Origin of the sequence: Plectonema radiosum NIES-515 (assembly GCF_025753815.1) — a bacterium.
Taxonomy (GTDB): domain Bacteria; phylum Cyanobacteriota; class Cyanobacteriia; order Cyanobacteriales; family Nostocaceae; genus Hassallia; species Hassallia radiosum_A.
The window spans coordinates 1-19,867 of the sequence record NZ_JAOWRF010000391.1 but is presented as its reverse complement, the minus strand read 5'-3'; the positions used below and the strand labels follow the sequence as shown (position 1 = coordinate 19,867).

At 40.7% G+C, this 19,867-nt stretch carries 21 protein-coding genes and 1 pseudogene; 12 read left to right on the top strand and 10 right to left on the bottom strand.

The window, feature by feature from the left end:
• A partial coding sequence (locus OGM63_RS27740; protein ID WP_263748960.1) for an ATP-binding response regulator occupies nt 1-693 on the top strand: 693 nt, incomplete at its 5' end.
• A gap of 134 nt (nt 694-827) precedes the next feature.
• Here the strand turns inward: OGM63_RS27740 and OGM63_RS27735 are convergent.
• The gene (locus tag OGM63_RS27735) at nt 828-1,712 is read right to left on the bottom strand and encodes a carbohydrate ABC transporter permease (protein ID WP_263748959.1); all 885 of its coding nucleotides are present in this window, start codon (nt 1,710-1,712) and stop codon (nt 828-830) included.
• A 132-nt stretch (nt 1,713-1,844) separates the two neighbouring features.
• Between OGM63_RS27735 and OGM63_RS27730 the strand changes: the two genes are divergently transcribed.
• Nucleotides 1,845-2,783, top strand: a complete 939-nt coding sequence (locus OGM63_RS27730; protein WP_263748958.1) for a type IV pilin-like G/H family protein — start codon at nt 1,845-1,847, stop codon at nt 2,781-2,783.
• Between the two features lie 6 nt (nt 2,784-2,789).
• Nucleotides 2,790-3,455: a phosphoribosylglycinamide formyltransferase gene (purN, locus tag OGM63_RS27725; protein ID WP_263748957.1), complete on the top strand. Its 666-nt coding sequence runs from the start codon at nt 2,790-2,792 to the stop codon at nt 3,453-3,455.
• Between the two features lie 40 nt (nt 3,456-3,495).
• Here the strand turns inward: purN and OGM63_RS27720 are convergent, their stop codons facing one another.
• From OGM63_RS27720 to OGM63_RS27700, 5 genes are all read right to left on the bottom strand, one after another.
• Nucleotides 3,496-8,082 carry a tetratricopeptide repeat protein gene (locus OGM63_RS27720; RefSeq protein WP_263748956.1) on the bottom strand — a complete coding sequence of 1,529 codons (4,587 nt, stop codon included), beginning with the start codon at nt 8,080-8,082 and terminating at the stop codon, nt 3,496-3,498.
• Nucleotides 8,083-8,217: 135 nt separating this feature from the next.
• Nucleotides 8,218-8,802: a CPBP family intramembrane glutamic endopeptidase gene (locus OGM63_RS27715; protein WP_263748955.1), complete on the bottom strand. Its 585-nt coding sequence runs from the start codon at nt 8,800-8,802 to the stop codon at nt 8,218-8,220.
• Nucleotides 8,803-8,901: 99 nt separating this feature from the next.
• Nucleotides 8,902-9,963 carry a DUF3326 domain-containing protein gene (locus OGM63_RS27710; protein WP_263748954.1) on the bottom strand — a complete coding sequence of 354 codons (1,062 nt, stop codon included), beginning with the start codon at nt 9,961-9,963 and terminating at the stop codon, nt 8,902-8,904.
• A 272-nt stretch (nt 9,964-10,235) separates the two neighbouring features.
• Entirely contained in the window at nt 10,236-10,466 is a 231-nt protein-coding gene (locus tag OGM63_RS27705) for a DUF8621 family protein (protein WP_263748953.1), read from the bottom strand.
• A gap of 142 nt (nt 10,467-10,608) precedes the next feature.
• The gene (locus tag OGM63_RS27700) at nt 10,609-10,926 is read right to left on the bottom strand and encodes a 2Fe-2S iron-sulfur cluster-binding protein (RefSeq protein ID WP_263748951.1); all 318 of its coding nucleotides are present in this window, start codon (nt 10,924-10,926) and stop codon (nt 10,609-10,611) included.
• A 165-nt stretch (nt 10,927-11,091) separates the two neighbouring features.
• Here OGM63_RS27700 and OGM63_RS27695 point away from each other — a divergent pair, with 165 nt between their 5' ends.
• Both OGM63_RS27695 and OGM63_RS27690 read left to right on the top strand, forming a co-directional pair.
• Nucleotides 11,092-11,226 (top strand): hypothetical protein, encoded by a 135-nt coding sequence (locus OGM63_RS27695; RefSeq protein ID WP_263748949.1) that lies wholly within the window; start codon nt 11,092-11,094, stop codon nt 11,224-11,226.
• Nucleotides 11,210-11,401 carry a hypothetical protein gene (locus tag OGM63_RS27690; protein WP_263748948.1) on the top strand — a complete coding sequence of 64 codons (192 nt, stop codon included), beginning with the start codon at nt 11,210-11,212 and terminating at the stop codon, nt 11,399-11,401. The genes OGM63_RS27695 and OGM63_RS27690 overlap by 17 nt, the downstream gene beginning before the upstream one ends.
• 131 nt (nt 11,402-11,532) lie before the next feature.
• Here the strand turns inward: OGM63_RS27690 and OGM63_RS27685 are convergent, their stop codons facing one another.
• Both OGM63_RS27685 and OGM63_RS27680 read right to left on the bottom strand, forming a co-directional pair.
• Nucleotides 11,533-11,688, bottom strand: coding sequence for a hypothetical protein (locus OGM63_RS27685; RefSeq protein WP_263748947.1), 156 nt, complete (start codon nt 11,686-11,688; stop codon nt 11,533-11,535).
• A gap of 278 nt (nt 11,689-11,966) precedes the next feature.
• On the bottom strand, nt 11,967-12,131 hold the full coding sequence (locus tag OGM63_RS27680) for a hypothetical protein (protein ID WP_263748946.1): 165 nt from the start codon (nt 12,129-12,131) through the stop codon (nt 11,967-11,969).
• 131 nt (nt 12,132-12,262) lie between these two features.
• Between OGM63_RS27680 and OGM63_RS27675 the strand changes: the two genes are divergently transcribed.
• From OGM63_RS27675 to OGM63_RS27655, 5 genes and pseudogenes are all read left to right on the top strand, one after another.
• Nucleotides 12,263-12,601 carry a hypothetical protein gene (locus tag OGM63_RS27675; protein WP_263748945.1) on the top strand — a complete coding sequence of 113 codons (339 nt, stop codon included), beginning with the start codon at nt 12,263-12,265 and terminating at the stop codon, nt 12,599-12,601.
• Nucleotides 12,602-12,613: 12 nt separating this feature from the next.
• Nucleotides 12,614-12,784 (top strand): annotated as a pseudogene (locus tag OGM63_RS27670) (DUF4351 domain-containing protein); the annotation flags it as partial.
• A gap of 253 nt (nt 12,785-13,037) precedes the next feature.
• Complete coding sequence (gene acnB, locus OGM63_RS27665; RefSeq protein WP_263748962.1) at nt 13,038-15,704, top strand: bifunctional aconitate hydratase 2/2-methylisocitrate dehydratase; 2,667 nt, start codon at nt 13,038-13,040, stop codon at nt 15,702-15,704.
• A gap of 56 nt (nt 15,705-15,760) precedes the next feature.
• Entirely contained in the window at nt 15,761-16,021 is a 261-nt protein-coding gene (locus tag OGM63_RS27660; protein ID WP_263748944.1) for a type II toxin-antitoxin system HicB family antitoxin, read from the top strand.
• Nucleotides 16,014-16,253, top strand: coding sequence for a type II toxin-antitoxin system HicA family toxin (locus OGM63_RS27655; RefSeq protein ID WP_263748943.1), 240 nt, complete (start codon nt 16,014-16,016; stop codon nt 16,251-16,253). The genes OGM63_RS27660 and OGM63_RS27655 overlap by 8 nt, the downstream gene beginning before the upstream one ends.
• A gap of 184 nt (nt 16,254-16,437) precedes the next feature.
• Here the strand turns inward: OGM63_RS27655 and OGM63_RS27650 are convergent, their stop codons facing one another.
• Nucleotides 16,438-16,788 carry a hypothetical protein gene (locus OGM63_RS27650; protein WP_263748942.1) on the bottom strand — a complete coding sequence of 117 codons (351 nt, stop codon included), beginning with the start codon at nt 16,786-16,788 and terminating at the stop codon, nt 16,438-16,440.
• Nucleotides 16,789-16,979: 191 nt separating this feature from the next.
• Between OGM63_RS27650 and OGM63_RS27645 the strand changes: the two genes are divergently transcribed.
• Together OGM63_RS27645 and OGM63_RS27640 are read left to right on the top strand one after the other, a co-directional pair.
• The gene (locus OGM63_RS27645) at nt 16,980-17,207 is read left to right on the top strand and encodes a type II toxin-antitoxin system MqsA family antitoxin (RefSeq protein WP_263748941.1); all 228 of its coding nucleotides are present in this window, start codon (nt 16,980-16,982) and stop codon (nt 17,205-17,207) included.
• A gap of 193 nt (nt 17,208-17,400) precedes the next feature.
• Entirely contained in the window at nt 17,401-17,820 is a 420-nt protein-coding gene (locus tag OGM63_RS27640; protein ID WP_263748940.1) for an endonuclease domain-containing protein, read from the top strand.
• 99 nt (nt 17,821-17,919) lie between these two features.
• Here OGM63_RS27640 and dnaG read toward each other — a convergent pair whose 3' ends face one another.
• Nucleotides 17,920-19,842: a DNA primase gene (gene dnaG, locus OGM63_RS27635; RefSeq protein WP_263748961.1), complete on the bottom strand. Its 1,923-nt coding sequence runs from the start codon at nt 19,840-19,842 to the stop codon at nt 17,920-17,922.
• Nucleotides 19,843-19,867 lie beyond the last annotated feature (25 nt).

The following is a 19,867-nucleotide window of genomic DNA, read 5'->3' as shown; positions in this document are numbered from 1 at the left end:
CTCCCGCTCCCCCCCTGCCGGTATGCTCAGATTACAGTTAGCGATACAGGTAAAGGTATTGCCCTAGAGTTTTTACCTTATGTGTTTGATTACTTCCGTCAAGCAGATAGCGCGACTACGAGAAAATTTGGTGGATTGGGATTAGGATTAGCGATCGTGCGACAATTAGTAGAACTCCACGGTGGTACAGTCTTTGTAGAAAGTCTCGGCGAAGGACAGGGAGCAACATTTACAGTTAAGCTGCCATTGTTGTCAACAACAGATTTACCAGAAAGTGAGTTGACAACAGAAGCTGAACTTAATTCACCTAATTTGGAAGGAATCAAAATACTGGTTGTAGATGATGATGTTGATTCACGAGACTTTATCAGCTTCGTATTGCAACAAGAGAAAGCCGAAGTGATCGCAGTAGATTCAGCGCTGGAAGCACTGCAAATCTTGGCAAAGTCGAAATTAGATGTTTTATTAAGTGATATTGGGATGCCGGAAATGGACGGGTACATGCTGATTCGTCAAGTGAGAAATTGGTTGCCAGAAAAAGGAGGAGAGATTCCAGCGATCGCTCTGACAGCTTATGCTGGAGAATACGATCGCAAACTTGCAATTTCAGCCGGCTTCTCATACCATCTCCCCAAACCAGTCGAACCAGCACAGCTAATTGCCGCTGTTAGCAAATTGACTTTGAAGAGTTAAAAGTTAGGAGTGAGGAGTGAGGAGTTAGGAGTTAGGAGTGAGGAGTGAGGAGTTGGGAGTTAGGAGTTAGGAGTTAGTAGTTAGGAGTTGGGAGTTAGGTCCCCATCCCCCCCTCCCCCCCTCCCCCCCTCCTCTCAACTCTCGTCCCCGAAGGAGAGCAATTGCAAGTAAACTAATACCAACGTCACTGCTAACAATGCTGTCGCTGCTGCTGCTGCATAACCAAAATCAAATTGACCAAATGCTTCTTGGTATATGTAATAAACTAATAAATTGGTAGAATTCAATGGACCACCACCTGTAATTACATAAACTTGTTCAAAACTCCGCAATGTGAAAATTACAGTAGTAACGATCGCAAAAATTAAAGTCGGTCGCAATCCTGGCAAAGTAATATACCAAAATTGTTGCCAAGCATTTGCCCCATCAAGTTCCGCTGCTTCGTAACGACTCGGAGGAATGGCTTGCAACCCTGCCAAAAATACCACCATATTAAAACCAAGTTGTTTCCAAATACTTAATAAAATTAATACTGGCATTGCCCAAAATGTATCTCCTAACCAAGGAATTGGGGGTCTTCCAAGCAAATTTAAAGCTGCGTTAACTGGTCCGTCGGTTTGAAATAGCCAGCGAAATCCTAAACCAGCCGCAACTAGAGAGATAATTGAAGGGAGAAAATAGGCAGTTCGGAGAATTCCTCGCAATGGCAAGTTACGATTTAATAACACCGCCAATCCTAAGGGTATAATTAGACTGGGAATAACGCTGGCGATCGCGAAATAAGACGTGTTATTCAGAACTTGCCAAAAATCTGGGTTGATTAACAAACGCCAATAATTTTTCAATCCTACCCAATGAATACCTGTAGAAGTGAAACTACCAGCGGTGAAGCTGAGGAAAAATAAATAGGCGATCGGGTACAGAAGAAAGATGAACAGTAAAATCAATGCTGGGGTGAGAAAAATCCAGGCAGCTACAGTATCGTTATCTAGCAATTGACGCGATCGGGTTGATGTCATAAAAACTCGTTAATATTCAAAATTTTAGTTCATAAAGCTATAATCGTTTACACGTAATTATCCTGTTTTTTTGTTGAGTAGCAGACCAATTGACAAGAGTTAAAGATCCTGTTACGCAACTAGTATGTAAGCATGATGTATCCAAACCTACTAAAAATTAACAAACGGCAAATCACTCTTCAATTGCTGACCAATAGCATAATTATCGGGCTACTTGCTACACTCAATACAACAGTACTAGCTCAAAACCAAAATACACCGTTACCGACTCAATCTCAACCTGGTAATACAAATGTTAACCAGAAATTATTAGGGCAATGGAAAGCAAAAGCTTCTTCATCTTCAGAAACCTTAATCTTCATTTTCACTCCACAAGGAAAATTATTCTCCCTACCATCTAGCTCTAGTACTCCTGTTGCCTTAGAATTTCGGTATCGCATTAATCCGAATACCAAACCGATGCAGTTGGATGTGACAATACCAACTAGTGCAGAACCAATATTAACAATTTTTGAGTTTCTTGCTGATGGCAAAATGCGGTTGCAGTTACATGATACTAATCCGGGACAACCCAGACCAAAAGCTTTTTATCCTAACGCAATCATATTTGAGAAAATTTCGGATGCAACGACTTTGCCAGAAAATGTGCAAGTTTTCAATGGTGAACCAGAAAATCAAGCTAGCAGTAATCCAACAATGGAAGGTGAAGTAATAATTACCGCGATGAACCGCACACAGCAAGCTTATTATTTAGAAAACAACAAGTTTGCCACAAAAATTGAGCAATTGGCTATTGCGACTAAGCTAGAAACTGATAATTACCAATACAAGATTCTACCTCAAGGCAAATTAACTTCCAGGGTGATGATGACAGCTACTGCCAAAAGTCCGGAAAGCAAAAGTTATACTGGTGCTGTATTTGTAACTAAAGTTAACGGCGAATCCTTGACAATTGCTGGTATTTGTGAAACTAATAATCCTTCCAAAATACCACCGACAATGGTAAAATTTATCCCTGGTAAGGAAGGGGGGCAAATTCAATGTCCTGCTGGTTCCAGTCTTCTACGTTAATAATAGATGAGTATAAATTCAGTTACCTCCAGCTTGATATCACCCAATATTTTGCCAAAAAAGCTGATGTCAGCACCTTTAAAATTGGGAATCATGGCTTCTGGAAATGGCAGCAATTTTGAATCAGTTGCTCAAGCAATCAAAAATGGGGAACTTGATGCCAAAATTCAAGTTTTGATTTACAATAATACCTCGGCAAAAGCAGCAGTCCGTGCTGAAAATTTGGGTGTACCATCTGTCTTTTTAGACCACCGCAAATACAAAAACCGCGAAGAATTTGATGGGGAAATTGTGCAAACTTTGCGGCAATATGATGTTGAATGGGTGATTATGGCAGGTTGGATGCGATTGGTGACACCGATTTTAATTGATGCCTTTCCTGATAAGATAATCAATATTCATCCGAGTTTGTTGCCCAGTTTTAAGGGAGTTAATGCTGTAGAACAAGCTTTTGCTGCTGGTGTGAAAATTGCGGGCTGTACGGTGCATTTGGTATGTTTAGAAATGGATAGCGGTGCAATTTTGATGCAAGCTGCGGTGCCAGTGTTGCCTAATGATACACCAGAAACGCTTCACGCTAGAATTCAAGTTGAAGAACATCGAATCTTACCGATTGCGATCGCACTTGCATCTCAACACAATTTACACCAATTAAATAAATATACGCAATAAATCCCGCGAAGACGTTCCACGGGAACGTCTCTACCTATTTTTAAAGCCCATTGCCGATGAGAATAAACGGTGCCCAGTAATGAGGATGGCTGAAATCATTGTTAAGTGCTGATACACCTTTATTAGTTATTAAAGCGATTTGGGCTTGTCGGAGTGCTTCAGCTTTGGTGATGTTGGGCTTTGGCAATATAGTATAGAAATTATCCATTAAAGCTTGCGTACCACCGTCATCAACAGACCATAAAGTAGAAATAGCTGATTTAGCACCAGTTCGTTGTATTTGATAACCAAAGCCTAAAATCTCTTTACCATCCCCCAACTTATTAGTTAAACCATTACCTAAACCTGTTTCGCAAGCACTCAACACCACCAAATCTACATGAGATAAATTCCAGTTTTGCACATCGCGTAGAGTCACATATTTTCCATTACCAAATAGAATGAAAGAATTCTCTGGCTGACCCGTGACAAAAGCAGCATGAGTTGCTAAATGTACTATTGAGTAGTCATTCATCGAATAGACAATATCCAAATTAAATTGGTTATCTACCAGTTTTTTAGTATTGTTAATTGTCGCAGCGATCGCTTCAACTTCACGACCTGCAAAAGGTAACCCTGCAAATGTAAATTCATCTTTCCCAACCTTAACTTTGACACTACGTTCAGTGTTAGTGAAAGCAGCAGCTAAAACTTGGGGTTGAGATTGTGGTTTGGTATTAAAATTTGTCAGACTAAGAGCAGTAATATTATTGATCCGGAAGCGTTGCACCAGCCATTGATTACCATCATATAAAGCGGCTAAAGGGATGTAACGCAATTTGCCATCGGGAGCGTAAATAATAGTTTTAGTTTTAGTTTCCGCAAGGTCTTTTTCAAGAGGTTTAATCAACCATTCATAGAGTTGAGCACCGGAAACTTTCGCATTGCTGCTAGGACGTTTCAAATCATCGCGGAATTTCTCGATTGCACTATTAAGTTGTTTTTGTGTAACTGCAACTGTGCGATGAATAGGGGGACCATAGGGAGTAGCTAAAATCAGTTCTAGACGGTCTTTCAGAACTAAAGGATAGAAAATCACTGCATCTTGTTGAAGTCGTTTCAGGCTGTCTTGTATGGCTTTTATCTGAGTCTCCAAATTGATATTTTCTCCTCCACTATTTTTCTGCAACTGTGCTACCAGTTTTTCCACTTCTGGATTTTTGAGAAAGTCGCCAAATTCTTGACTAAATTCTGCCTGAATTTTCCGCAATTCAACGATGCGTTGTTGCTGGATGCTTGTTCTTTTACTCGATGGTTGAATGCTCTCCAGTGCGTCTAATTCTCTACCCAATGCCACTGCTTTGTCTAGCATCGGGTTCATACTGGGGTTAGTTTGCCTAGTCAGCCGAATATTTAGATAATCCTTTAATTCTTGCAGTTTGAGCAAATCTAAAACTTGCTGCGCGATCGCTACTTGTCCTTGAGAAAGTAATAAATCTGCTAACTCTCGATATGTATCTGCTCTTTTTTCACCTTCTCGTCCTGCTTGTAAGAAAGATGCTTGCAATTGTGGGGGCAATCCTTGGATTTTTTGCCGCACTTGCTCTACACCACTAACAGCTTCTCTGTAATACTCTATCGCCTTTTGGGGCTGATTCAAACTGCGATAAGCGCGAGCCAAACCTGTGCGAACACCCGCACCACTACCAGGAATTTCCGGAGTGGGATTAGTTTTTAATGCTTGTTCATATAAGGGTATTGCTTGTTGAATCTTGCCCGATTTCCGGTAGAGATATGCGAGTTGCGCTAAAGCGCTGTATTCAAACCCTGGATTTTTCAGCTTCCTAGCAATATCCAGCATTTCTTGGGTTGTGAAAATGGCTTTTGCATAGTCTTGCAAGCCAGCATAACCGCTACTCACACCTGACAACGCAACACCTTTGAACAAAGGACTTTTGGTTTCATCAAATATTACTGCGGCTTGTTGCGCTAGTTCAAGGGTTTTTTGGGCATTTTCTTGGTCATAATAAATACCGCTTAACGACAGCAAAGTAATACCTTCCATTAAACGGCTTTGGGTTTTGCGGGAAAATGCTAGAGTTTGTTGGTAATAGGAAATCGCTTGGGGATAGTCTCCCAAGTGAGCGGAAATATTTGCCAAAGATAACAATGACGTTATTTCGGCAATGGGGATTTTGATTTCTTGGGCAACAGCTAAACTCTGTTTGGCAAACTTAATTGCTTTAGGATATTCTTGAAGGTCTGTATAAATATCACTTAAAGAATCCAAAGCTTGTGATTCCAGGAAACGATTTTTACTTTCCCGCGCAATAGTTAAAGCTTGTTGTGTTAACTCAATAGCTTTTTGATAATCAGATTGCCCAACCGAGTAAGTAAGACCCAAAACGACTAATGCTAACCCTTCCACAGAGCGATCTTTAATATGTCCATTGTTTAATGCTTGCTGACTATAGGCGATCGCTTTAGAAGTATCTCCCTGCCCTAGATAAGCAGCAGCCAGATTTCCCAAAGCTAATCCCTCCCATTTCACGTCTTGAGTTTCCTTGGTTACTAGCACAGCTTGTTGAAGCGTTTCAATGCCTTTAGGCAAATTCCCAATGTAGTTATAAGCACTACCAATCAAGGTTAAAAGTTGCCCTTCACTTTCGCGGTTTTTTGTTTCTCTGGCAATTACTAAGGCTGGCTGAAAGTATACTAAACTTTGCTGCCAATTTCCGACATTAACACCATAAGACACACCCACCTGTGTCAAAGTCTTTGTTTCTAAATCTCGGTTTTTACTTTCCCGTGCTACCTGGATAGCTTGTTGATATTGAGCAACTGCTTTTGGTTGATCTTTGAGATAAATAAAAGCATTGCCTAAATTCATTAGGATGTCTGTTTGCCTATCTTGGTTTTTGATTTCTTGGGCAATGACTAATGCTTGCTGGTAGTATTCAATTGCCTTTTGATAGTTGTGCAAGTTATAGTTAGCAAGACCAATATTTTTGAGATTTGTAAGTTGATAACCACGGTCTTTGATTTCTTTGGCAATAACTAATGCTTGGTGATAGTATTCAATTGCCTTGGGGTAATCTTTCACTGAATCGTGATAAATATTACCTATATCAGTCAATAAATCAGATTCTTTATCGCGGTTCTTCAGTTCCCTGACTACAGCGATACTTTGCTGAAAATAATCAATGGCTTTCTTATAATCTTGTAAAGAGTTATAAGCCTTGCCTAAACCGTAAGCTAAAATTTTATATTCTTTTTCACGATCTTTGAGTTCTCGCGCAATTATCAAAGCTTGTTGAGAGGTATTAATCGCTTTTTGGTAGTCTTTTAAAGAAATATAATTGTCAGTTGTCGAAGTCAGAATATTTAATTCACAATCAAGCTTTTTAGTTTGATGTTCAATTACCAAAGCTTGGTTGTAATACTCAATTGCTTTCGTATAGTCTTCCAATTCTTGGTAAGCTGCACCGAGAGAATATAAATCACTTGATTCACAGTTAAGTTTGTTTTTTGATAAATTAATTTGGGTAGTTTGCTGAAAGTATAAGAGCGCTTTCTGATTATTTTTCAAAGCCTGGTAAGTTTTGCCAAGATTATATAAAATATTTGATTCTAAATCTTGATTTTTTATTTCTCGCGCAACTACTAAACTTTGCTGAAAATATTCTAAAGCTTTGGGATAATCTTTTAGTTTATAGTTATAAGTTAAACCAAGGTTTGATAGGGCTTTTGTTTCAACCTCACGGTTTTTTATTTCTCGTGCAATTACCAAGCTTTGCTGATAATAATCAATTGCTTTTTGGTAGTCTTTGAGAGAATTGTAGTACAAACTGCCTAAAAATAACAAAATCGATGATTCATCTTTCCGATTTTTTATTTCTCGTGCGACTGCCAAGCTTTGCTGATAATAATCAAGCGCTTTCTGATAATCTTTAAGTGAGTTATAAGCGTCAGCTAAACTTTGTAGATCATACCCTTTTAATTTCGGATTATTATTTTGTTTTGCAACTGCCAAGCTTTGCTGATAATATTCAATTGCTTTTTGATAATTCTGCTGGGCATTGTAAATACGACCAATGCGTCGCAATGCATGAAATTCAAGTTCCCGATTTTGAATTTCTCGCGCAATGGCTAAAGCTTGCTGTTGGTACTCTAGCGCTTTGTTAAAGTCTTTGCTGACTATATACGCTGCACCTAAAATACTTAAAGACTTTCCTTCTAATTCTCGGTCTTTAATTTCTTTTGCAATTGTTAAACTAGCTTGTGAATATTCAATCGCTTTCTCACTATTCTCCTGGGAAAGATATGCATTTGCTACTCCCTGTAATGCTTTACCTTCTCCCTGACGGTTTTTAATCTCTCGATAAATAGCTAGTGCTTTTTCAAAGGACTGCAACGATGCTTCATTTTCGTCGTCATCCAGCTGCTTAGTCCCCATTTCTAAAAGTTTATCAGCTTCTGCCTTGCGGTTTTGTAAAGGCTGGGTAACTTCACCTGCACTAGGTTTTTGTGCGACAGCCCGAAAAATATTTGGTTGACCAGACACCGTATAAACTAAGGAAAGCAAGGTTGCAGTGATTGCCGAAAAGCGATGTGTCTTGTTTATAGGAAATTTTGAAGGGAGAACCACAGGAAAAGCCTCCGCTTAACCATGATGAGAGCATAATTTAGTTATATACAGACATATGTCTCAACTTTCCCAAAAATTATGCAAATAGTATATAAAAATTTGCAGTAGAGACGTTCCACGCCTTACGTCTCTACTTTAACCTAATCGCCGAATTTTCCAAAAATAACTAGAAATCAAATTCGTCAACATATGAGCAACAATCGGCACTAACAAGTTACCAGTAATTAAAGCACTGTACCCTAATATTAACCCAACAATAGTTGCCCAAATCACATAAGTCCATTGTTGGGGACTGCTAAGGTGTAAAACACCAAAACAGAGACTCGATACAATTACCGCTACATGATCTGCTCCCAAAGCCGGCAACATTACACCCCGAAATAACAATTCTTCACTTAATCCTGGTAGTAATCCCAGCCAAATTATGTCTGGTAAAACTAAGGGTTTAAGTACTATTTCTAAGTAATAATCTGCACTTTTGCGGTAAGCAGACCAAAAACGATAAGCTAATCCACTCACAGAGGTGATGATTAATCCTAAGGCTATTCCTAAGAGTAAATCTTTACCCTGCCAGTGCCAAGAAAATATCGCTACGTTGCCAAAGCGCAACCACAACTTGGCAATTATCCATAAAATTATTGCAGTCACACCCATTGCCACAAGCACTTGGGTGCGTGTCAGGTAGGGAATTTCTGGTTCTTGCTTTTGCTGTTGTTCCACGGGAGGGGGGAGAGGGGGACAGGGGGACAGGGGGGACAAGGGGGACAAGGGGGATAAATGCCCAATGCCTATCAACTAACAACTATCAACTAACAACTATCAACTAACAAATAACTGCAAAGACGATATTTTTGAGCTTAGGGCAGATGGGTTGATGCCTGCTTTGTGTGCTACTAATGCACCTACTGCCTCTAAATATGAGTTTACCTGTATGCACTTGATTCCCAAGGGTTGGGGAGGAACTTGCATGTGAGTTTTGTTTTCAAGGACGGTGATGATTTGGCATCGTCTATTATTCAAGCTTAACAGAGTGCTACCACCACAGGCGGTTGCGGGTACGATGACGGCATCAACTTGATTAGCCCAAATGTCAGTCGGTTCGGGCAATTGATTAGTTTGGGGGACAATAAATTGGGGTGCGCTACTTAAACCGACAAGCACGCATGGTAAGAAAGTATAACCTAATTCTTCGGCGGCGGAACGTGGAGATAAATCGGGATCTACGGGTACGGGAGAAAGTGCGGGGGAATGAGCGCAAGGAATTTGAAAGGTTCGCACGATTAAATGGCTAATTACGGCTTCTGCTCCTGCGATCGCATCGACTCCTTTTCCGTGACGGTAGTTTTGATCGGCTTCTTGATCAATATTATCGGGGAAACGGGCGACAACTGCGATCGCCTGTGCTCCAGCTTTATCAATCAGTACTTCCGCTGCCCTTAATAAGCTATCTGGGTTGCCAATTGTCCCCCAACTCGCACCCGATGACGATGTCCGCAATTCTACTTCTAAAGGTGCATCAGTTATTACATAATCTGTCAACGACAATCCTAGGGTGGCTCTGGCAGCATCGGCTGCTTGCAAATGTCGCAGTCGCAACTCTGGCTCAATTCCTTGGTCTAAAAGCAAACCTATGCGATTTTGATGAACTGGACGCAATCCCCAGCATCCGGCGGCAAATTTGTCAAGTCCATAACCTTCGACGTAGAAAGTATTGGGCAAATTCCGATATAAACTGGCACCATTGAGGACATTGGGGTGAGTAATTAGGCGATCGCAAACTTGAGATACAACTTTAGCAACTGGCAATGCATCTCCTGCATAACCCCCAATTTCTGCCCCGATACCAGTTGGTATAATTAAGATAGCGGTATATGGACGCATTAGTCGTTTCGCTCCAGTTAGGAGTTAGGAGTTAGGAGTTAGGAGTTAGGAGTTTGGAGTTTGGAGTTTGGAGTTTGGAGTTTGGAGTTAGGAGTTTGGAGTTTGGAGTTTGGAGTTTGGAGTTTGGAGTTAGGAATTATAAGTTAGGAGTTTGGAGTTTGGAGTTAGGAGTTTGGAGTTTGGAGTTTGGAGTTAGGAATTATAAGTTAGGAGTTTGGAGTTAGGAGTTTGGAGTTGAAAACAATCTTCAATACAAAACTTAACAAACGAAATCAAAAACTCCGCTCCTCCGCTCCTCCGCTCCTCCGCTCCTCCGCTCCTCCGCTCCTCCTAACTTTAATTACAACAGCTTCAACACTGCATGATTCTTTTTCAACATCTACAGAAGTAATTGCCCATCGGAGAGGTTCTCCCTCTTTTTGTAACTCTGTCTCAATTGCTTTTAGTAATTCTGAGGGAGTTTCTTGCAAGTCAATTTCTGCGTTGATAAAATGCGTAGTCATCTCAGTTCCTTTTGTTTAGAGTTTAAGCGTGAATAGCTTGATTAAAAGTTAACTAAAATACAGCTTAAATAATTTTTAGTTGTTAATCTATAAAACTTTTTTAAGCTTTTTTGCTAACTAAGCAATTAACAACTAAACATTATCATTCTTTCCCAAATTGTAACTGATAAACGATATCTTCTTTTCCTGTCTCAATTTTCAAATCCGAACGCGGATAAGCGACACAAAGTAGAGTATAACCTTGTTTTTGTAAATCTGGACTAACACCCATGCCATCAGTTTGATCTACAGATCCTTGAGTAATTTGAGCCGCACAAGTTGTACAAACACCTGCATGACAAGAACTTGGTAAATCTAAACCAGCAGCATCGGCAACTGATAAGACGGTTTCATTTTCAGCAACTTGCAAAGTGTGAGTTTTGCCTTGGTGTAAAATTTCAACGGTGTAAGTTTTAGACATAGACAATTATAAGGTGATGCAACGGACAAATGTGTTAGTTTATCTGAATTAAACTCAAAATATCCAGATATTACCATAAAACTTTAGGTTAAAGAGTGATTAAATAAGCGCGATCGCGTTTCTTTAGAAACTGTATCTGTAAGTCTGCCTTTTGGCATTGGTTCGATGGCTTGGAAAGTTGACCTCACAGAACGGAAAGCCGCTTGGTCGCTTTATGTGGAATTGGTGACGCGCATTGCTGTACAACTATTGGAAGTTGACCGGGGTAAGGGATCGAGAAGCGATGAACTCTCTTTATAGTTTATTTGGAACAACCCGCGAAGTTCTCAAAGCTGCCGGTCCCGATGTGGGTGCTTCTCGTGATTCTGTGGGGGGAATTGCGATCGCAGTGTTGATAGCAATTCGCATAAATAAACTTTTCTACTACCTCATCCACCTCAGTATCTTCAGTGACTCGTTGCTTGTCCCAAGGTAAACTCATCTGCCCAGATGACTTCTTCTTGCCCTTATTCTTCAAAGAAGGCAAAAAACGACTACCCCAATGATTCCTTTTTTCTGGCTTTGGCTTTGAGAGAGTCAAACCACTCAGAAAAAATATCTATACCATCAAATCTTAAATAATTCCTGATTTCTTTTGGTTGAACTTCCATGTTGAAATTTTCCCAAATGCGCGATCGCGTTATTATTGATCAATCCAGGGTGCGATCGCGCCGTTGCTGCGACAATATGATTTAAGGCTGATTTTGCAGCTATGATGAGCAATTTTACTATAATAAACCCAAATAAATTAGTTAAATTTGCTTACTATAGAATATGCGCGATAATGTTACAATGTTGACTCTTAAGGTTACAACATTCAGCCTTAAGCTTATAACATTAACCTTTAAAGCTAGAACATTAAGGCTTAAGATTAGAACATTCAGGCTTAAGGTTATATGATGAAGTCTTAAAGCTATAACATCAAGCCTTGAGGTTACAACATTAAGGCTTAAGGTTAAAGCGATCGCAGTTGACTATGAAGTAAAGGTGCAATCAATTGCTTATGCAACTTTTCGTCCCGCCAAGAAATAAATTTCTTGGCTTATAGCGAAAGTCAGATAAATCTGACTAGGAAAGTCTTTGAGTCCGTTTAAACTAACATCTTGCACCATTCTCAAGAGCGCATCCAGACCCGTCCGGAAATCAAAATCCTTTGCTGATAGCATAAGTCCATTTCAATGGACTAAAATTCTTACTCAGTCGTCTAAAGACGACTTTAGCTATCAGCCGGGGAATTTATTCCTCGGCGGGTTATTGAGAATGGTGCAAGATATCAGTTTAAACGGACTTATGCTAATTGTCTAGCTTCGGAACTATACAAAAAGCAGGTTGGTTATCGGGAGTACATTTTCTGCCAGATGCCTTGCGAACAGCAATTGTTGCTATACACCAACTACCCCAAACACCGGAAACCTTATGGTTAAGGCTTTTAGGAAGGGGAAATGTGCAGGCACAAGCGATTATCGAGTTGCAAGCGTTACCATTAGATCATCCATACCAAAAAGCAACTCTCGAATTAGTTTACAACTTGCACGAAAACTTGAGAGTAAACCAAGAATTAGAAGCAGATGATAGGGAGTTAATTATGCGACTAGAACCACTTTATCAAAGAGACAGAGAACAAGCTGTACAATAAGGAAATAAACAAGGAGAACAACGTCTAGTTATACGTCAACTGAATCGCCGTATTGGGGAAATTAATGCATCATTAATCGAACGGATTCAAGGCTTATCGATTGAACAATTAGAGAATTTAGGAGAAGCATTGCTAGACTTTTCTATTGTTGCTGATTTAGAAAATTGGTTAAACCAACAATAAGGATAAATCATTACTAGATTAATTTTTAACCATAATTGCGATTTCACAGCAATACTAAACAGGATTGCTCGTATTCTATCAAAGTGTAAAGATATTCGGTTGACGAAAACTAAACTTTCAGTATAAAAAATTTGCTAATAACCGATTACCAGTAATACTTTTAGTAATAAAAGTAACCTAAACTTTTATAGCCAAGTATTGCCTAAAAATATTTCATAATTAAAGGGAGAACATTCCAATGGAGAACATAAAAATGCTAGAACAATACCGTCAACATGTTGAGGAACGTGCCCAACTCGGTATTCCCCCTTTACCATTGGATGCGAAGCAATCCTCAGAATTATGCGAATTACTAAAAAATCCGCCAAAGGGTCAAGAGGAGATATTATTGCATTTATTGCGCGATCGCATTCCTCCCGGTGTCGATCCTGCCGCTTACGTCAAAGCGGGATTTCTCACAGGTATTGCCAAAGAAGAAATCACCAGCCCGTTAATTTCATCCATCGATGCTGTAGAATTACTAGGCACGATGATCGGCGGTTACAACGTGCGATCGCTCATTGAACTAATGCAAGTTCCCACAGTTTCTGTATCCGATTCTTCCGAAACACCTTTGGTGATGGGGGGACAAGGAAAGGAACCAATAGCCGCATACGCCGCATCTGCCCTGAGTAAGATTTTGTTAGTGTATGATGCTTTTCACGATATCTTAGAATTATCTAAAACCAACCCTTTCGCTCTTCGCGTGATAAACTCTTGGGCAAAAGCGGAATGGTTTACTATTCGTCCAGAAGTACCCGAAGCTATTACCGTCACAGTATTTAAAGTAGCAGGCGAAACCAACACCGACGACTTATCACCAGCGCAAAGCGCCACAACCCGCCCGGATATTCCTTTACACGCTTTGGTGATGTTAGAATCACGGATGCCGGGGGGTATAGAAATAATTAACGAGTTAAAGAAAAAAGGGCATCCCGTCGCTTATGTTGGGGATGTAGTGGGTACAGGTTCCTCGCGGAAATCGGCGATAAATTCAGTATTGTGGCACATGGGGCAAGATATCCCTTATGTACCCAACAAACGGGCGGGAGGATATATATTAGGAAGTGCGATCGCACCCATCTTCTTTAACACCGCTGAAGATTCCGGTGCTTTACCCATCGAGTGCGATGTCAGCAAATTAGAAACCGGCATGGTGATTACCATCCATCCCTACAAAGGTGAAATCACCAACGAGGCTGGCGAAGTTATTTCTACCTTCACCCTCAAACCAGATACAATCTTAGATGAAGTCCGCGCAGGTGGACGCATTCCCTTACTCATTGGACGCACCCTCACCGATAAAATTCGCGCTGCACTTAATTTAGAACCCAGCACCATCTTTAGGCGTCCCCACCAACCAGCCAACACAAACAAAGGCTACACCTTAGCACAAAAAATGGTCGGTAAAGCTTGCGGCTTACCAGGTGTGCGTCCCGGCACATCTTGCGAACCGATTATGACCACCGTTGGTTCTCAGGATACCACAGGTCCGATGACTCGCGACGAATTAAAAGAACTCGCTTGTCTCGGTTTCAGCGCAGACTTAGTGATGCAGAGTTTCTGCCATACCGCAGCTTATCCCAAACCAGTTGACATCAAAACTCATCAAGAATTACCTGATTTCTTTGCTTCTCGTGGTGGTGTCGCCTTGCGCCCCGGTGATGGTATAATTCACTCTTGGCTAAATCGGATGCTGTTACCCGACACCGTAGGTACAGGTGGTGATTCTCACACCCGCTTTCCCTTAGGAATTTCCTTCCCTGCCGGTTCGGGGTTGGTGGCTTTTGCCGCAGCGTTGGGTGCAATGCCCTTAGATATGCCAGAATCTGTTTTGGTACGCTTTAAAGGAGAATTGCAACCCGGTATCACCCTGCGAGATGTGGTGAACGCAATTCCCTACGTTGCGATTCAAAAAGGCTTGCTGACAGTCGAGAAGAAAAATAAGAAAAACGTCTTCTCAGGGCGGATTATGGAGATAGAAGGCTTGCCAAATTTGAAAGTTGAGCAAGCTTTTGAACTCACCGACGCTTCCGCAGAACGTTCTTGTGCAGGTTGCACAATTAAACTGAGTGTAAAGACAGTTGCTGAATATCTGCGTTCCAACGTGGCGCTGTTAAAGAACATGGTAGCACGCGGTTACGCCGATGCTCGTACTATTATGCGTCGCGTCATCAAAATGGAAGAATGGTTAGCAAATCCGGTATTGATGTCAGCAGATGCAGATGCAGAATATGCAGAAATCATTGAAATTGATTTGAACGAAATCAAAGAACCAATTGTCGCTGCTCCTAACGACCCTGATAATATTAAGTTATTATCAGAAGTTGTGAACGACCCAATACAAGAAGTATTTGTTGGTTCTTGTATGACAAATATCGGTCATTATCGAGCCACAGCGAAAGTGTTAGAAGGTGCAGGAACAGTAAATACTCGCTTGTGGATTTGTCCCCCTACCCGCATGGATGAACAACAATTAAAAAAAGAAGGTATTTACAACATTTTTGATGCGGCAAATGCGCGAACAGAAATGCCTGGTTGCAGTTTATGTATGGGTAATCAAGCGCGAGTTGAAGATGGGACAACGGTGTTTTCAACATCTACCCGCAACTTCAATAATCGCATGGGTAAAGATGCGCGAGTTTACCTTGGTTCAGCGGAATTAGCCGCAGTTTGTGCGTTGCTTGGACGCATTCCTACAGTGCAGGAATATATGGACATTGTAGCGAAGAAAATTCATCCTTTTGCTGATGATTTGTATCGATATTTGAACTTCGATCAAATTACTGGTTTTGAGGATGAAGGTAGAGTGATTGCGTTAGAAGATATGCCCAGAATTGAGGATATTTTGGGCGTAGGGATGCCGACAGCTGCAAGATAATTAAAGTAGGGTGGGCATTGCCCACCTGACATTACAACTTTATTAGGTAAACATAAATGGACTTTTACACAGTAGTATTTAAGCAAAGTACAGGTTATTGGGTCGCTTTATGTTTAGAAAATGGGATTATTGGACAAGGAAATACTCAAGAAACTGCTATTAACAAGTTAAAAGAAGCTATTGAGTCTTTTGAAGATGTTTATAAATCTGATACTAACATTTATAAATCTCCTATTTCTATCGAAGAACTACATGAGTTTTTATTGTTAGAAGAACAAGATTCTGATATATATGAATTAAGGAAGGTTTATGCCTAAAAATATTCCCTCTCTCAAACCAAAGGAGTTAATTAAGCTTTTAGAAAAAGGCGGATGCACATTTTATAGAGAGGGAAAAGGCGACCATAGGTTATATACTCGTGAAGTTGAAGGTAAACGCAGAGTTGTTCCTATAGATATGGGTGCAGGGGAAATGTCTCCTGCTTATGTTTTGCGTATTTTTAGGCAATTTGGCTTTAGTGATGAGGAAATTGAAAGCCTTTTGCAGTAGATGAAGGTAGAGGGATTCGGTTGGAAGAAATGCCGAGGATTGAGGATATTTTGGGAATGCCCGCGACTGCGAGGTAGATAATAAATATAGATATGCTGGCTCACGAACAAAGCTCGTGATTAGACGGGCTTCGTATTTTGCAACAGTTGCTTTTATAGTTATAGAGCTATGCTATAATTTCAACTTACAAATTATTATCATTACAACCGATAACTTCCCTGAGTTTGCGCTTCATATCGCTAGAAATAGGTAAGTCGTTTATTTCTTTACAAAGTTTTTCTTTTGGCTCTTTATTCTTTCGTTCCAAATATATTCCTGTTAAAAGACCATCAATGCCATATTTGCTCAGAGCATCTGCTACTAATCCAGCGATTCCGAGAACAGTTATACCACCTATCATTCCAAAAGGTCCACCGAGAGCTGCTAAGGCTGTCGTCATAGCAGCAGCACCTGCAAATCCTGTAGCAGCCATTGTCACTACTAGTAGCACCCCAGGTAAACCTAAAATTGCAACCTTTCTAACTACTTCATCCATAATTTTAATTAATTGTCATTACGATTAACCAGCAATATATCTATAATTTTTATTATTTAACACCGTATAAATACATATTTTGAAATGGTTGATACTAGATAAATCGAAGTAGAGATAATTGCCAAATTGAGTCCGACTGGAAAAGTCGTTATCATTACTGTATATGTACTCTAATAGCAGGAAAATGCTAGATGGTGTGTGATATTTGTGGAAGCGAAGGAGCAAAAATCCGCAGGATTACTAGAACCTATGGCAAGGGTCAAGACCTGCTGGTTATAGAAAACATTCCTGTGATAACTTGTCTTCATTGTGGTGAAAGTTACTTTACAGCGGAAACCCTTCATGAAATTGAACGAATTAAACTTAACCGTAAAAGCTTGGCTGTTGAACGTTTTGTGGAAGTCGCTAGTTTTACATAGTATTTAATTGCTATCAAAAAGTGCGATCGCACCCCACGCAGACCTAACCCCCCTACCCCCCTTCCCTACTAGGGAAGGGGGGAATTTAATTTCCCTCCCCTAGGAGGGGAGGGACGACTTTGACTTTAGTCAAAGTCACTCTAGAGGTCAGCCATAATGGAAAAGATAAAAAACCTATTTCCATACAAACTTTATGAATAACCCCAGACCCCAGCAACCCTCTAAATCCAGAAAAGAAGGAACTCACAATATAGTAATTGGACAAAAAGTCACCTTCGCTAAACAACAACTTGCCAAGGAATTTCGCCGTAAAATGACACGAGAAGAAAAAATACTTTGGCAACATCTTCGCGCAAATCGCTTGAATAATTTACACTTTCGTCGTCAGCAGATTATTGATGGATTTTTAGCAGATTTCTACTGTCACGCTGCTGCATTAGTTATTGAAGTGGATGGAAAAATTCACTCTCAACAAGTTGAATATGATGCAGAACGTGACAAAGTTTTGAAAGCACGAGGATTGCGTTTGTTGCGAATTAAAAATGAAGAAGTGAGGCAAGAACTTGATAATGTTTTGATGCGTATTTCCACAGCTTGTTCTCAAGAGACCTAACCCCCCTACCCCCTTCCCTCCTAGGGAAGGGGGAGCAGGATTACTCCCCTCTCCCATACGTGAGAGGGGTTGGGGGTGAGGTCAGTGCGATCGCACGCTTCAACCCGACAACAAATCTGTAATCGAATATAGCCGTTGCCGATCTAATTCCTGAATTCGCTGGTTTTCGGCGTAGAAGGCGTCACAGTATGATTGATATCGCTCTGGTTCTGCTTCTGGATCGGTTTGCTTCCACAATTCCAAATAGTGACGACAGCGCTTTTCTCGCAACACTCGTTCCATACAAGCAGTTGTCACTAAAATGACTTGCGGAGCACGCAAAATTTCCTTCTGTTCTTTCTCACTCACATGAAACAGATGTGAAACTAACTGCATTTCCTCCGAAAATTCCAAATATCTATCTTGCAAATTTGATACTAAATTGGCATCTATGTCAACAGTCATCTCTAAAATTTTTTGCCACAAAAACCGATGATGCGAAAGGCTAAATTGTAAATCTCGCTCCTCTAAAGCTGCAATAATGCAGTCACGCTGTTCGGGACAATGTAAATAAATCCGCAGTAATAAAGCCTCTGCTTGATCTAAAAGACCGCGTTCGCTATTATCTATAGTTGCCTTTTCTACTCTAGCTCTTGAATGCTTGCGTAGCGGTGTTGGATGACGCTGCGCTGTAGAAGAAGGTGCAATCTGCGTTAAAAGATTCTCAACTCGTAAAGGTATAAGTCTCGTATCTCCCAAGCTGAGTATTTCTGCACAATAAGAAACGTAATAATTTCGCGTATCTTTATTTTCTATTTTTTTAAGTAATTTTACTATCTCTTGGGAAACTTGCTGAAAATCTGTAGCCTGTTTCAAGTCGCGATCGCAAATTATTTGCGAAATCTGCCAATTCAGCCACAGTGGGGCATTGAGGAGCAATTCTCGATAATCTTCTGGGGTGCGATCGCGCAAATATTCATCGGCATCTTTACCATTCGGCAAGTTGAGAATCTTTAGTTTAACTTCGCCTTTATACGCAAGTTCGGCAATTTCTCCAATTGCTCGTTCTGCGGCATTTATCCCAGCTTTATCAGCATCAAAGTTGAGTATTAGTTCTTTAGAATCACAGTAGCGCAATAGGAGCCGTACTTGTTCTAAACTTAATGCTGTACCGAGAGAAGCAACAACGTTAGTTATACCAGCAGCATGGAGAGCGATCGCATCAAAATATCCCTCCACTACCACAGCCGAATCGACTTGGGAAATCCCCGCTTTCGCTTGATCGAGAGCGAATAAAGTTTTCCCCTTACTAAAAAGCTCAGTTTCTGGTGAATTAAGATACTTAGGCTGCTCATCAGTGAGAGTTCTTCCACCAAAGCCTATGACCCGTCCTTGCACGTCACGGATGGGAATTATTAGGCGATCGCGAAACACATCATAATAACCCCCTCCTTCCTTACGCGGTTTAATCAAACCCGCTTTTTCTGCCAATTGTACTGGATAATGTTTATCCTGCACCAGATAGCGATAAAGAGTTTCCCAACCGCTTGGAGCGTAACCTAAGCCGAATTGCTGGATTGTTTCTTCCTTGATTTGGCGATCGCGCAAATATTCAATCGCTTTTTCTCCTAGTGGTTGTCTCAAAGCATGTTGATAAAATTGTGTCGTCGAAGCGAGAACTTCATATAAGGAATCGCGCAAAGACAACTGACGCTGCAATTCTTGTCGTTGTTCTGGTAAGAGTGTTTGCACCGGCACTTCATAACGTCGTGCTAAATCTAGCACCACCTCTGGAAAAGAGCGCTTGCCCAAATCCATCAAAAACTTAATGGCATTTCCCCCTGCTTGACAGCCAAAACAGAAGTACATCTGCTTGGTTTGGCTAACTGTAAAACTAGGAGTTTTCTCATCGTGGAACGGACATAACCCAACAAAATCTTTACCGCGCTTACGTAAAACTACGTACTCCGAAACGACATCCACAATGTCAGCCCGTTGTTTAATTTCGTCGATTGTGTCTGGATGTAAGCGGGGTATTTGCATTTTGGAGTTAGTGGGGGAGTGGGGG

Excerpts from the sequence above, each read along its gene's own strand:
- OGM63_RS27650 (WP_263748942.1), bottom strand. The coding sequence starts at position 16,788 with ATGGATGAAGTAGTTAGAAAGGTTGCAATTTTAGGTTTACCTGGGGTG.
- OGM63_RS27680 (WP_263748946.1), bottom strand. The coding sequence starts at position 12,131 with ATGCTATCAGCAAAGGATTTTGATTTCCGGACGGGTCTGGATGCGCTC.
- OGM63_RS27690 (WP_263748948.1), top strand. The coding sequence starts at position 11,210 with ATGAACTCTCTTTATAGTTTATTTGGAACAACCCGCGAAGTTCTCAAA.
- OGM63_RS27730 (WP_263748958.1), top strand. The coding sequence starts at position 1,845 with ATGATGTATCCAAACCTACTAAAAATTAACAAACGGCAAATCACTCTT.
- acnB (WP_263748962.1), top strand. The coding sequence starts at position 13,038 with ATGCTAGAACAATACCGTCAACATGTTGAGGAACGTGCCCAACTCGGT.
- OGM63_RS27660 (WP_263748944.1), top strand. The coding sequence starts at position 15,761 with ATGGACTTTTACACAGTAGTATTTAAGCAAAGTACAGGTTATTGGGTC.
- OGM63_RS27695 (WP_263748949.1), top strand. The coding sequence starts at position 11,092 with ATGGCTTGGAAAGTTGACCTCACAGAACGGAAAGCCGCTTGGTCGCTT.
- OGM63_RS27710 (WP_263748954.1), bottom strand. The coding sequence starts at position 9,963 with ATGCGTCCATATACCGCTATCTTAATTATACCAACTGGTATCGGGGCA.
- OGM63_RS27735 (WP_263748959.1), bottom strand. The coding sequence starts at position 1,712 with ATGACATCAACCCGATCGCGTCAATTGCTAGATAACGATACTGTAGCT.
- dnaG (WP_263748961.1), bottom strand. The coding sequence starts at position 19,842 with ATGCAAATACCCCGCTTACATCCAGACACAATCGACGAAATTAAACAA.
- OGM63_RS27705 (WP_263748953.1), bottom strand. The coding sequence starts at position 10,466 with ATGACTACGCATTTTATCAACGCAGAAATTGACTTGCAAGAAACTCCC.
- purN (WP_263748957.1), top strand. The coding sequence starts at position 2,790 with ATGAGTATAAATTCAGTTACCTCCAGCTTGATATCACCCAATATTTTG.
- OGM63_RS27640 (WP_263748940.1), top strand. The coding sequence starts at position 17,401 with ATGAATAACCCCAGACCCCAGCAACCCTCTAAATCCAGAAAAGAAGGA.
- OGM63_RS27700 (WP_263748951.1), bottom strand. The coding sequence starts at position 10,926 with ATGTCTAAAACTTACACCGTTGAAATTTTACACCAAGGCAAAACTCAC.
- OGM63_RS27645 (WP_263748941.1), top strand. The coding sequence starts at position 16,980 with ATGGTGTGTGATATTTGTGGAAGCGAAGGAGCAAAAATCCGCAGGATT.
- OGM63_RS27655 (WP_263748943.1), top strand. The coding sequence starts at position 16,014 with ATGCCTAAAAATATTCCCTCTCTCAAACCAAAGGAGTTAATTAAGCTT.